Source organism: Streptococcus pluranimalium (assembly GCF_047785745.1).
In the GTDB taxonomy this organism is placed as follows: Bacteria; Bacillota; Bacilli; order Lactobacillales; family Streptococcaceae; genus Streptococcus; species Streptococcus pluranimalium_B.
Genome location: NZ_JBLOJT010000047.1, coordinates 1 through 12884, shown reverse-complemented (window position 1 = coordinate 12884; position 12884 = coordinate 1). Strand labels below are relative to the sequence as shown.

The 12884-nt window shown below is 39.7% G+C and carries 11 protein-coding genes; all 11 read left to right on the top strand.

What is annotated here, in order from left to right:
- A partial coding sequence (locus ACMZ6U_RS06330; RefSeq protein ID WP_416107212.1) for a hypothetical protein occupies positions 1–504 on the top strand: 504 nt, incomplete at its 5' end.
- A gap of 132 nt (positions 505–636) precedes the next feature.
- Complete coding sequence (locus ACMZ6U_RS06325; RefSeq protein WP_416107210.1) at positions 637–2742, top strand: type I restriction-modification system subunit M; 2106 nt, start codon at positions 637–639, stop codon at positions 2740–2742.
- Complete coding sequence (locus ACMZ6U_RS06320) at positions 2735–4063, top strand: restriction endonuclease subunit S (RefSeq protein WP_416107208.1); 1329 nt, start codon at positions 2735–2737, stop codon at positions 4061–4063. Before ACMZ6U_RS06325 ends, ACMZ6U_RS06320 begins: the two co-directional genes overlap by 8 nt.
- 33 nt (positions 4064–4096) lie before the next feature.
- Positions 4097–4279: a hypothetical protein gene (locus ACMZ6U_RS06315; RefSeq protein ID WP_416107206.1), complete on the top strand. Its 183-nt coding sequence runs from the start codon at positions 4097–4099 to the stop codon at positions 4277–4279.
- A gap of 6 nt (positions 4280–4285) precedes the next feature.
- Positions 4286–4849: a hypothetical protein gene (locus ACMZ6U_RS06310; protein ID WP_416107204.1), complete on the top strand. Its 564-nt coding sequence runs from the start codon at positions 4286–4288 to the stop codon at positions 4847–4849.
- Positions 4833–5066, top strand: coding sequence for an ABC-three component system middle component 6 (locus ACMZ6U_RS06305; protein WP_416107202.1), 234 nt, complete (start codon positions 4833–4835; stop codon positions 5064–5066). Before ACMZ6U_RS06310 ends, ACMZ6U_RS06305 begins: the two co-directional genes overlap by 17 nt.
- The gene (locus ACMZ6U_RS06300) at positions 5056–6777 is read left to right on the top strand and encodes a hypothetical protein (RefSeq protein WP_416107201.1); all 1722 of its coding nucleotides are present in this window, start codon (positions 5056–5058) and stop codon (positions 6775–6777) included. The genes ACMZ6U_RS06305 and ACMZ6U_RS06300 overlap by 11 nt, the downstream gene beginning before the upstream one ends.
- On the top strand, positions 6770–9730 hold the full coding sequence (locus tag ACMZ6U_RS06295; protein WP_416107199.1) for a type I restriction endonuclease subunit R: 2961 nt from the start codon (positions 6770–6772) through the stop codon (positions 9728–9730). The genes ACMZ6U_RS06300 and ACMZ6U_RS06295 overlap by 8 nt, the downstream gene beginning before the upstream one ends.
- A gap of 21 nt (positions 9731–9751) precedes the next feature.
- Positions 9752–10738 (top strand): Fic family protein, encoded by a 987-nt coding sequence (locus tag ACMZ6U_RS06290; protein ID WP_416107197.1) that lies wholly within the window; start codon positions 9752–9754, stop codon positions 10736–10738.
- Positions 10739–10868: 130 nt separating this feature from the next.
- Positions 10869–11969, top strand: a complete 1101-nt coding sequence (locus ACMZ6U_RS06285; RefSeq protein ID WP_416107195.1) for a nucleotidyltransferase — start codon at positions 10869–10871, stop codon at positions 11967–11969.
- Between the two features lie 100 nt (positions 11970–12069).
- Positions 12070–12786: a YebC/PmpR family DNA-binding transcriptional regulator gene (locus tag ACMZ6U_RS06280; RefSeq protein ID WP_160544536.1), complete on the top strand. Its 717-nt coding sequence runs from the start codon at positions 12070–12072 to the stop codon at positions 12784–12786.
- Positions 12787–12884 lie beyond the last annotated feature (98 nt).

Genomic DNA, 12884 nt, shown 5'->3' with positions numbered 1-12884 from the left:
GGTAAAGAATTATATTATTTTGTAACAATGGGAGGAGCGTTGCTTATTTATATATGGCTCATAAATTGGGTCAGGATAGATATCGTTGTCTGGTTCCTTCCTGCGGTAATCATTTTAATATTAGATGATTTTATTTATTTGAGCTATCTGAGATATACTAAACTAAAAGTAGAGTTGAGTTTACAAGGGAAACAATTGTTTGCTAAGTTAAAATTATTTTCTTTAGTATCCTTGTTTATTTATCATATCTTGTCCGAAAATGAACAAGCCTTCCTAAGTTATAAAATTTTCGGATTTTCTCTTAATCAAGTTCACAATGAGATTGGACGAGATTATTTTCTCCTTCCCTTTCTTGCTTTAGTGAGTGCGATTGTTATATCAATTGGGATATTTAAAATAATAGATTCTTTGACTCGCTCTCATCCTCATTTGTTAGAAAAAGAGAATAGGGTAAGCAAATCTATAAAATATGGGTCCAGTAGACGGTTGAAGAAAAATAAGTAAATTTTAAGTTATTTGATTGTTATATACATCTCATCTGGTGTAGGTAGTTAGGATATTTTACAAAGCCCTCTACCAAGGGCTTTTTGTGGTATAATGGGAACAGATTACACAGAAATAGGAACAGATAACAATATGTCAATCTTAGAAGAGAAACTCCCTGTCTTTCAGAAAAATGATGTCAATATCAGCAAGGATGTCAGCTTGGTTTGGTCCATTGCCAATACCTTGCGAGGGGCTTATCGGGCAGATAAGTACCGTGATGTTATCATTCCCATGTTTGTACTGGCTCGGCTGGAAGCGGCACTTTTGCCGACAAAGGACAAGGTGTTGAAACAATACAAGGCTAATCCATCAACGCCAGACCAGATTTTTGAGAGCATTTCGGGCTATAAGTACTATAACCTCAGCAAGCATAGCTTGAAAAATATGCTCAACGCCCCTGATAACATCAAGGAGAATTTCCTAGATTATCTGGATGGTTACTCTAAGCGTGTCAAGGATATTATCGAAAACCTTAAGTTCAAAGAGCAGGTTGAGACTCTGGCTCAGACCGGGCGACTCTTTACTGTGGTCAAAAAGTTTTCAGAGTTGGATCTTTCGCCAAGTTCCGTAGATTCCATGCGGATGGGCTATATGTTTGAGGACATTATCCGTCGTTTCTCTGAAAACGAGGAGGCAGGTTCCCATTACACGCCCCGTGAGGTTATCGCTCTCATGGTGAATCTTTTATTGGCTGAGGCAGATGAGGCCCTGTTTGTGGACAACAAAGAGCTGAAAATCCTAGACATGGCAGCAGGGACTGGCGGTATGCTGGCAACAGCTAAGAGCTATATCCAAGAACTCAATGCCAAGGTCAATGTCCGTCTCTTTGGTCAGGAGTACCTCTCGGAGACTTACGGTATCGGAAAGGCTGACATGCTGATTCGTCAGGAAGAATCGGACTACTTTGTCAAAGCGGACACGCTCAAGGATCCCGACCCATTTAGGCAGACCAAGATGAATTTTGTCATTGCCAACCCACCTTTTGGCCAGGCCTGGGGTGGTAAGGATGCCGATGATGGAGTGGAAGTGGCTGTTCGAGAGGACCAGGACTTGTTTGAACGGACTGACGGGTGTGAGGGCCGGTTTGTCAACACCCCAACGACTGGTGATGCCCAGCTGCTCTTTCACCTTCATGGTTTGGCCAAGTTGGAGGAAAATGGCAGAGCTGCTATCATTTCCAACGGGTCTCCACTTTTTTCTGGTGGGACAACGTCAGGCGAGAGCCAAATCCGCCGTTATATCCTAGAAAATGACTTGCTTGAGGCCATTATTGCCCTGCCTGGGCAATTTTTCTACAATACAGGCATCGGCATCTATATCTGGATTTACAATAAAAACAAGCGACCAGAACGCCAGGGTAAGGTCCAGTTTATCGATGCTACCAATGAATTTGTCCCTCTACGAAAATCCTTGGGGCAAAAACGTCGGGAGCTGTCTGAGGATAATATCCGTCGGATTATCAAGAACTACCTTGACTTTGAGGGAAACGAGCAGGTTAAAATCTTTGCTAATGAAGAATTCCTCTACAAGGAGTTGACGGTCTTGCAACCCCTGCAACGCCGAGGAGAAATCAGCTTGGAAACTCTGGAAAGGGTCAAAGCTCTGCCATTGTTCACCAAGTTGTATGATGATGACAAGTATCAAGAGCTAGTCCAGATGGAACCACGTGATGCCAAGCAGGAGTTGGCAATGAAAAAGCAGGAAGAAGGGAAAATCAAGCAGGAACAAATCCTGGAGGCCCTTCAGGCAGGTTTATCTCAGGAAACCTACCCGAACTTTGAGGTTTTCTCAGCCAAGTTAAAGGAGCTGCTGGCAGATTGCAAGCTGACTGCTGCCAATATCAATGCTATTGCAATAGCCATGAGCCAAATGGATAAAACCGCAGAGGTCATCAGGACCAAGAAGAAGGACAAGTTTGCGGAGATTGCAGATGGTACCGTCTATGACAAGACCACCAAGGATAGTGAAATCGTCAAGCTGGCCGAGGATGTGGACGCCTACTTTGAGCGAGAGGTTTATCCCCATGTGCCAGATGCCCGCTATTGGTGGGATGAGGACAAGCTGGGGGCAGAAATCCCCTTTACTCGCTATTTCTATCAGTACCAAGCCCCAGCTAAAGCCGAGGACCTGCTGGCCCACTTTTATGACCTAGAAGACCAGCTCCAGCAACTCTTGGAGGACCTCAAACATGACTAAGATGAAAGCTAGTGGTATCGACTGGATTGGGGAGATACCAGAGGAGTGGGGAGTTACAAAGTTTAAATATCTTTTCAATACAAATAAGGGCTTGAGTATTACGAAAGAAAATTTAGTTGAGGTAGGAGTTCCTGTCATCAGTTATGGTCAAATTCACTCTAAGTATGGTAAGTTTGTTGATTTAGAAAAAGATAGTCTTCCTTTTGTTTCTAAATCTTTTTTGGCGAATACATCTGCTTTACTACAACAGGGGGATTTTGTTTTTGCTGATACATCTGAGGATATTGTTGGTTCAGGTAATTTCTCAACTCGACTGGATGATAATGGCTATCTGTTTGCAGGATACCATACGATTAAAGCCAGTTTGAAGAAATCAGAGCAAAATGACTTTAGATACTTTATGCATTTATTTGATTCATTGCTCTTTAGACGACAAGTTCAGAGTAAGGTTAGAGGTATTAAAGTTTTTAGTATCACGCAATCAATTTTACAGAATTGTGATGTTTTAGTGCCTAGCCTAGCTGAACAAAAATGTATCGCCGACTATCTTGACAAAAAAGTCGCTCAGTTGGATAAGGTCAAGGCCTTGCTTGAGGAGCAGATTGAGATGCTGCAAGATTATCGCCAGAGCCTGATTTACGACACCGTCACCAAGGGTCTGGATAAAACTGTCCCAATGAAAGATTCAGGAGTGGACTGGATTGGTGAAATACCGGAGGGGTGGGAAGTGAAGCGGTTGAAGTATGTACTACAAACGCCACTTCAATATGGGGCGAATGCAACGGGTGATAATTATGATGAAACATTACCTAGATATATACGGATTACCGATATTGATTCTAATGGTAACCTAAAAGACACTGGTAGGCAATCTTTGAATGAGAGAGAGGCGTTTCCTTACATATTAAAAGACGGAGATGTTCTATTTGCTAGAAGTGGGGCTACCGTTGGTAAAACATTTCTTTATAGAGAAACTTACGGAAAATCAGCATTTGCTGGGTATTTGATTAAAGCAGAGGTGAATCAGAAAATGATTTTACCAGAATACTTGGTTTATTATACACAAAGTTATCTATTTGATATTTGGAAAGAACAGTCGTTTATTCAATCCACAATACAGAATATTGGTGCAGATAAATATAATAACTTGCAAATCGTTCTTTGCTCAATAACAGAGCAAGCAGAGATTATCGAGTATCTTAATAATAAGGTAAGTAAAATCAATCAGATGATTGCTATTAAACAAGAACAAATTGAGAATATCAATCAACAGCGACAAACGCTGATTTATGATGTGGTGACGGGGAAAAAACGAATTTAATCAATTAATTTCTAAAATAAGGAGATAAAATTTATGCAAAATTTAGATTTAATATTAAGTATTATTGCTTCAATTATTAGTATTTTTTCAGCCTTTACTTCATATCAGACAAAACAGGAAATCAAAAAATTAATGAAAAACTCTAACATTAGTCAGATGGTAGGAAATCATAATAGTGGTATTACTCAAACCCAAAATATTGGTGATAATAGGTAATAAAAAATGTATACTCAGAGTGTGGGAAATAAAGGAAAAGATATAACTCAAATAATGAATATAACTAATGTTGAACAAAAACCACTTGTTCCAACGGTTATTTTTGAGTTGTTATCATTTGTATATAGCTTTAAGTTCGATAACGATAGTGATTTTTCTTTAAAGGAACCGGCTGAACTAAAGAAAAAATTACAATTCAATCATTCAAAAAAATATATTTGGATATTTGAGCAAAGCATAGATGACTACTTTAATTTGGATAAAGTTTTAAAAAATGAATTTATAAAAAGCGAAAAAGTTATTGAAAACATTAAGTTCCTATTTTGGAAGGCTTGTGAATGTAATGATGATGGAATTAGAGTTGTCAGCGATGGCGATGCTTGTCTTGATAAGATGCATAAGGATATAAAAAATAGAATTATTAACGATCCTAAATATCAAAGTAGCGGTATTGATGATTTTGATATTGATAAATTCATCATAGCCTTATTGCAATATGGTGTTATTAAATGTCAGATTTTATTGAATCCCAATGAATATGAGGAGGTAAAAAATGTTGCTTCTGGATAAGAATGTGGAGCCTCATAAGACAATTTTTTATCTCTCTGGTGTTCTAAACTCCATTATTTCAGTAAAAACTCTTGATTCAAATTCTCTTTATCAAGAATTACAGAAAAGAATTGATGATAGTTTAAATTATAATTTTTTTGTTCTTGCATTAGACTTTCTTTTTCTATTGGATAAAATAACTATAAACGAAAAAGGAGAGATAGAACATGTTTATTAAAGAGTTGAGTATTATTAGTAAAAACTCCGATGAAGTTTTAAGAAGGATTGAATTTAGAAAAGGGGTAAATTTTATAGCAGATACGGAGGAGTCAGATAAGCATAATAGTGTGGGTAAAACAACCTGCCTAAAATTAATAGACTTAAGTTTGGGTTCAAAGGATAAAAAAGCCATTTATACAGACTTCGAAACTAAAAATGTTAATGAGCGATTGAGAGATTTTATTGAAAATAATAAAGTACTCACAGAAATGATTTTAATTGATAGTTTTGATAATCCTTCTCAAGAAATTTCCATAAAGACAGAGCTATTTAACAGAGGGAAGCGGTTTATCAATGGAGAGGAAATAACTTTAAAAGATTTACATAATTTTTTGAATATATCACTTTTTAGAAACTACAATGCCGTACCAACTTTTAGAAAGGTTATTAAACCATTTGTCAGAATTTTGATGACGAAGGATAACAATCAATTTTTGAATGTTTTGGATAAGTTTGGTAAAAAACAAGAGTATCGAGCACTTTATAATTTTTTGTTTGATATTTCTAATCCCAAGATAAACTCAGAAATAGGAAAACTGCAAACAGAATTAAAACAATTAGAGTATGCTCGTCAGAGGTACAATAAAGTAGGTGGTTTTACTGAGGTCGATGAAATTAATCAAATAAATGATGTTTTGACAACAGAAATAATACGACTAGAATTAGAAGTTAATGATATTGTTGATAGAAAATCATTTGAGGAGAATCGTCATAAGATAAATGGAGTTAGACAACGCTATGAAGAGTTGACAAGGGTATTGGCTCAGATTGATTTTGATTTGTCTCGCAACCAAGCGTACATCAATGAAATTAATGAACAGTTTCATAGAGAGGTCAATGAAGAATTAATAAGTGACTTTTTTTCTGAAATGTCTCAATTAATTCCAGAAATAACAAAAACTTTTTCAGATTTGGTAGAGTTTAATAAGCAACTTAATCATAATAAATTAAAGTATCTTAAAGATAGACATGATGCATTATGGAATGATAAGGAAGATTTAGAGACAGAGATTACAGCTCTTGTACGTGAAAATTCAAATTTTATATCTCTGGTTGAAGCAAATAAAGTTGATGTTTATTATGACAAAGTAAATGAGTTAGATAAACTAAAATTAAAACAAGCACAGAATCAAGCAGTTATAAAAAGTATTAGTAGATTTAATGATGAAGAGGAACAACTTCAGAGTCGTCTTCGAGAACTAGAAATAACCTCTAAAAAGAGTGAAGACTCCTATAAACAAAAACTTGAGATTTTTAATAAGTATTTCAAAGACATTGCTACTAGTGTGAATAAGGAGTATCCAATTTTGATTTATCATTCCAGTCCGAATGATTTTCCGATATCTGTATCCCATCTGACAGAGGGGACAGGTACAGGTACTAGGAAATCACTTATTGCGTCTTACGATGTTGCTTATCAACTATTTGCAAATGAGATTAAAAAAAGTGTTCCAAACTTTATTGTTCACGATGTTCTTGAAAGTATTGAAGGAGAAGACCTGAAGTCTTTAGTAGAAATTGTTGAAGCTACCGATATTCAATATATTTCTGCAATTTTAAAAGAAAAATTAGTGTCATCAGGCTTATCTGAAGCAGAACAGAATGAAATAATCGTTTTGGAGCTTTCGACTAATAACAGACTATTTGAAGGAGAGTTGATTAATGGCTAAACTCAACCTCAACGAACGCTATGATTTTCAGCAGTGGATTTTACAGGACCTGGTTCAGGAAAATGGTTATATTCAGCGGCCCCAGTCGGATTACGACAGCCGTTTGGCCATGGATGTGGAGTTGCTCTGGGATTTTTTACTGGAAACCCAGGAAGAGACCATGGAGGTTCTGCTGAAGAAACTGGATAAGGAAACCCTTATCAATTTGATCAACTTGGAGATTGGTAAGGGTGGTTTTCTCTATGCTTTAAAAACGGGGGTTTACATCGAAAACAAGCACCTCTACCTCATGTACCGCAAGCCAGCAACCAGCTTTAATGCCAAGGCTAACCAACATTATCAGAGCAATCGTCTGTCTGTCATGGAAGAGGTCAACTATCAGGGTGATGAGCGGATTGATTTGGTGATTTTCCTCAATGGCTTGGCGCTGTTTGCCATTGAGCTCAAACTCAACTCTAGTGGCCAATCGGTACGGGATGTGATTGCCCAACTCAAGCGACGCGAAGCAAAAAATCGTCTTTTCCGCTTTAATACTGGTGTCTTGGCCAGTTTTGCGGTTGATGCCTTAGAGGTGTATATGACCACCCAGTTAAAAGATGCAGAGACTTATTTTCTGCCCTTTAACCAAGGCAAGGGTAAGGGAGTGACCCAAGGTGCAGGTAATCCCCATTGTGAAGATGGTCCAAATACCCAGTATTTCTGGCGAGAAGTGCTACAAAAGGACAGTGTCATTCAGTTGCTTGAACGCTTTATCTTTTTGACACCAAATAAAAAAGACCTGATTTTCCCTCGCTATCAGCAACGCCGTGCGGTCAATCGGGTCTTGGCGGATATGAGGCTTAATCATACGGACAGCAATTATCTGATTCAGCATTCGGCGGGTTCTGGCAAGACCAATACCATCGCCTGGCTGGCCCATAGTTTGACCAGTCTACACGATGATGAGGATCAAAATATTGTGGACACCGTCTTGATTGTGACGGATCGGATTGTGGTTGACCGCCAGTTGCAGGATGCGGTGCGTGCCATTGACCATCAGCCTGGTGTGATTAAGGTCATGGATGATAAGGCGACCTCAAGTGATTTGGCGGCAGCTTTAGCTGGCAATACTAAAATTATTGCGACTACCATTCATAAGTTTGCTCAAATTAACAAGTCAGACTGGATGACTGTAGGCCCGACAGCTCAGAAGCATTTTGCAATCTTGATTGATGAAGCCCATAGTTCAACGACGGGGTCTTACATGAGTGCAGTCAGTCATGTTTTGACAGAGACGGACCAGGAGAATGGCACCATTGACGAAGTGCAGGAAGTTTCTGTCGGAGATGCCATTGAGCAAGAATTAGCTCGGACGGGGAAACAGCCCAATATTTCTGTGATTGCCTTTACTGCCACACCTAAAGCAACTACCCTTCAACTTTTTGGCCGAACACAAGCCGATGGGTCAAAGGCACCCTTTGACCTCTATAGTATGAAGCAGGCTATTGAAGAAGGCTTTATCTTAGATATTCTCAATAACTACACGACCTATAAGACCTATTATCGTCTTAACAAGGCGGTGGAAGAAGACCCTGCCTTCAAGACAGGGATTGCCAAGCGTAAGATTGCAAAATTTGTCGAGTTATCAGATGAAAATATCAATCAAAAGGTTGAGATTATTATGGACCATTTCATCAGTCATGATGTCATGGCCGAGTTGGGAGGTCAGGGCAAGGCGATGATTGTGACCGCGGGTCGGGAAGCTGCGGTCAAATACGATCAGGCTTTCAAGCAGTATTTTAGGGAACATCATATCACCAGTATCGGCACTTTGATTGCTTTTTCGGGCAAGGTGACTTTGAATGAGCAAGAGTATAGTGAAACTTCACTCAATAAAATCAAGGAAGATCAGTTAAAGGCGCATTTTGATACGGATGACTACCAGGTCTTAATCGTAGCCAATAAATACCAGACTGGTTTTGATCAACCCAAGTTGGTGGCCATGTATGTCGATAAGAAATTACGAGATGTAGCGGCTGTTCAGACCCTTTCTCGCCTCAATCGAATCGTTAAGGGATATAATAAGAAAACCTTTATTTTGGATTTCAAAAATACTTACGAGGAAATCAATCAGGCCTTTGCGCCCTACTATCAAGAGACCATTTTAGCAGAGACTATTACGCCAAGTGATGTCTTTGACTTGGACCGTAAGGTAGAAGCATTTGGCATTTTGGATTATGATGAGGTTTACACCTATAACCAGTATCTTTATCAGGAAAAACGCTCTAGCCGTGATAAGCAAAAGATGTTGGCCTTGTTGACCAAGGCTAATGAACGGGTGAAACAATTTGATGAGAAGGCGCAACTTGGCATTAAGAAGGTCATTCGAGGTTTCTTGCGGATGTACACCTTCCTTATCCAAGCGACCGCTTATCAAAATGAGGTGCTTCATGAGCGCTATAATTTTTTGCAAGGCTTGGTTAAGTTGATTGATGTCCATCTTGGCGGTAATGATTTTACTGTGGCTGATAAAATCGTTGTGGATTATATGAAACACAAGCAGACAGGCTTTTATACAGTGGCTGAATTGGAAGGAGATTATCAGGTCAAACTCAATAAGCCGAGTTTATCTGAGGTTACCGAAGACCAAGAGAAGAAATTATCTGAAATTATTGAGGAAATCAACGAACAGCTGAATCTCAATATTGATGAGCAGATTGGTGTTAGTGGGGCGGTCTCGATCCGTGAACTGATGAAAAAGAATTCTAAATTGAAGGAATCAGCCAAGGTTAATTCACGGGAAGATTTTGTTTTCTCTTTTGAGGATGAGATTGACAATGCTTTGACAGAGGGTTATATGCAGAACCAGGATTTCTTTGGGGTCTTGCTCAATAATGCGGACTTTAAAAAACGGATTGCCAAGCTTTTTATTGATGATGTTTATCGGAGTTTGAGGGCAGATGACGTTGATTAGATGCGTCAAGGAAGGAGAGGTATGATTTCACCCTATACCATTACAGAAACCATGTTGAACTTGGTTCAGGAGATTTCAGCGTATGTGACCAAGCTCTCTTTGGAAAAGCGGGAGCTACACCTGCGTAAGGAGAATCGCATTCGTTCCATCCAGTCTTCTTTAGCTATTGAGAACAATAGCCTGTCCTTGGAGCAGGTCACAGATATTATTGAAGGGCGCCGTGTTCTTGGGACTCCTAAGGATATTCACGAGGTGCAAAATGCTTATGAGGCTTACGAGCGTGCTTTTCGTCTTAATCCTTATGCGGTTGATGACTTTTTATTGGCTCATGGGCTTTTAACCCAAGGCTTAGTCAAGTCCCCTGGACAGTTTCGTTCGGGAGATGTAGGGGTTTTTGATGGTCAAGGTCAGGTCGTTCATGTGGGTGCTAGACCTCAGTTTGTACCTAACTTACTTGCAGATTTGTTTGATTGGGCCAGAGACAGCCAAGTCTCTATGCTAGTCAAGTCGTCCATTGTACATTTTGAACTTGAGATTATCCATCCTTTTGAGGATGGCAATGGGCGGATGGGACGCTTGTGGCAGAGCTTATTGCTCAGTCAATGGAACCCTATTTTTGAATGGTTGCCGATTGAATCTGTGATTTATCATCACCAACAGGGCTATTATGCTGCACTTTCTCAAAGTAACGATGCCAATGATTCAACAGTTTTTATTGAGTTTATGTTGTCAGCTATTCTGGAAACCCTACAGATGTATTCACTCAAAAATTCGCTCACCAAAATGAGCGAATTGATGAGCGAAAAAGAAGCGACGATTTTCAACTTAGTCAGCACTTATCTGACCCAACATGATGGTATCACCAGTCGTCAGTTACAGGAGTTAGCGGGTGTAAGTTCAGCGACTGCTCGGCGTTATTTGGTTAAATTTGTTGAGCTGGGTTTACTTCAAGCGACAGGACAGACCAAATCAAGACATTATTACCTAGCAAGTGGTAATGAGACTTAATAAAAATCAACATTAGACTAGGTGACCATCCGTAGGCAGTATTGGTGGTACAGCAAGGCGAACTAACACAGTGCCGCCTTGATTTTGGAAGCGTATTAACAAGGATAAAACATTAGAAAGGCCCTCTCCCATGACCACATCAGGCATCATCGCAGAATTCAACCCTTTTCACAATGGGCACAAGCACCTGCTGGATCAGGCGCAGGGGCTCAAGATTGTGGCCATGTCAGGCAATTTTATGCAGCGTGGGGAGCCTGCTTTTGTGGATAAGTGGACTAGGGCTCAGATGGCCTTGGAAAATGGTGCTGACCTCGTGGTTGAGCTTCCATTTCTTGTTTCTGTCCAGTCTGCTGACTATTTCGCTGACGGTGCGGTTGCGATTCTCGCAAAGTTGGGTGTTAACCAATTGACCTTTGGAACAGAAGAAGCTATCGACTATAATCAGATGGCTGAGACTTATGTGACCAATCAAGCTGCCATGGAGGATTACCTGGCTAGCCTTCCTAACCACCTTTCCTATCCTCAAAAAAGTCAAGACATGTGGGAGCACTTTACGGGGATTTCCTTTTCTGGCAATACGCCAAATCATATCTTGGGATTGACTTATGCTAAGGCATGTGCAGTTAGAAAGATTAAATTACAGTCTATTAAGCGCCTAGGCGCTGGTTTCCACTCAGAAAGCAAATCCGAAACGATAGCTTCAGCAACTGCTATTCGCCTGCACAGAAATGACCCTGCTTTTGTGGAAAAGTCCGTGCCTAACTATGACTTATTACAGGCTTGTCCACCAGTGTCTTGGGATAACTATTTTCCCTTGTTAAAATACCAGGTTCTCACGCATTCTGATTTGACCAAAGTCTTTCAAGTTAATGACGAATTGGCTAGTCGAATACAATCAGCTATCCATTCAGCTTCCTCACTTGAAGACCTTGTGGATAAAGTTGCTACCAAACGGTTTACGAAAGCCAGGGTTAGACGGGTTTTAACATATATTTTAGTCAATGCTGTGGAAAAACCAATTCCTGAAGCTGTTCGACTGTTAGGATTTTCCCAAAAAGGGCAAGAACATTTGAAACGTGTGAAAAAGTCTGTGGAAATTGTCAGCCGCATCGGTAAGGTTCCTTGGGATGAAACGGGTCAACGGGCTGATACTATTTATCGATTGGGACATCCAAATATCATGGAGCAGAATTTAGGGCGCATCCCTTTGGGGATTAAACCAGATGAGTGACTAGGATGATATTTTACGAAATCCCGCCAAAGTGCTATAATAGTAAAGTCATTGGTCCTTAGTATAGGCCAAAATCATATAAATTTAAGAGGTGAATCCCATGGGACGTAAGTGGGCAAATATTGTTGCAAAGAAAACGGCTAAAGACGGCGCAACGTCTAAAGTTTACGCTAAATTTGGTGTCGAAATCTATGTTGCTGCTAAACAAGGTGATCCAGATCCAGAAACAAACTCAGCTTTGAAATTTGTTATCGATCGTGCCAAACAAGCTCAAGTACCAAAACACGTTATTGATAAAGCCATTGATAAGGCTAAAGGTAATACAGATGAGACGTTTGTAGAAGGTCGTTATGAAGGTTTTGGACCAAATGGTTCAATGATTATTGTCGATACCTTGACGTCAAACGTTAACCGTACAGCGGCTAATGTTCGTACAGCTTACGGTAAAAATGGTGGCAACATGGGTGCAGCAGGTTCTGTATCCTATATGTTTGATAAAAAAGGCGTTATTGTCTTCGCTGGCGATGATGCTGATGCTATCTTTGAGCAATTGCTTGAAGCAGATGTCGAAGTAGACGATGTCGAAGAGCACGAAGGAACTATCACTGTTTACACAGCACCAACAGATCTTCACAAAGGTCTAGAAGCTCTTCGCCAATCAGGTATTGAAGAATTCCAAGTGACTGAACTTGAAATGATTCCACAATCCGAAGTGACGCTTGAGGGAGAAGACTTAGAAACCTTTGAAAAGCTGGTTGACGCGCTGGAAGATGATGATGACGTCCAAAAAGTTTACCACAACGTGGCAGATTTCTAATAAAGAAGAGAGGCTTAAGCCTCTCAGATTGAAGACAAAGTTCTTAGAATTCATTTTCTAAGGGCTTTTTGACTGTATGCAAAAAGTCCCACATGACT

What these genes read in the sequence shown, in the direction of transcription:
- ACMZ6U_RS06325 (WP_416107210.1), top strand. Translation starts at nt 637, where the DNA reads ATGTCAATCTTAGAAGAGAAACTCCCTGTCTTTCAGAAAAATGATGTC.
- ACMZ6U_RS06290 (WP_416107197.1), top strand. Translation starts at nt 9,752, where the DNA reads ATGATTTCACCCTATACCATTACAGAAACCATGTTGAACTTGGTTCAG.
- ACMZ6U_RS06320 (WP_416107208.1), top strand. Translation starts at nt 2,735, where the DNA reads ATGACTAAGATGAAAGCTAGTGGTATCGACTGGATTGGGGAGATACCA.
- ACMZ6U_RS06285 (WP_416107195.1), top strand. Translation starts at nt 10,869, where the DNA reads ATGACCACATCAGGCATCATCGCAGAATTCAACCCTTTTCACAATGGG.
- ACMZ6U_RS06300 (WP_416107201.1), top strand. Translation starts at nt 5,056, where the DNA reads ATGTTTATTAAAGAGTTGAGTATTATTAGTAAAAACTCCGATGAAGTT.
- ACMZ6U_RS06315 (WP_416107206.1), top strand. Translation starts at nt 4,097, where the DNA reads ATGCAAAATTTAGATTTAATATTAAGTATTATTGCTTCAATTATTAGT.
- ACMZ6U_RS06305 (WP_416107202.1), top strand. Translation starts at nt 4,833, where the DNA reads ATGTTGCTTCTGGATAAGAATGTGGAGCCTCATAAGACAATTTTTTAT.
- ACMZ6U_RS06295 (WP_416107199.1), top strand. Translation starts at nt 6,770, where the DNA reads ATGGCTAAACTCAACCTCAACGAACGCTATGATTTTCAGCAGTGGATT.
- ACMZ6U_RS06280 (WP_160544536.1), top strand. Translation starts at nt 12,070, where the DNA reads ATGGGACGTAAGTGGGCAAATATTGTTGCAAAGAAAACGGCTAAAGAC.
- ACMZ6U_RS06310 (WP_416107204.1), top strand. Translation starts at nt 4,286, where the DNA reads ATGTATACTCAGAGTGTGGGAAATAAAGGAAAAGATATAACTCAAATA.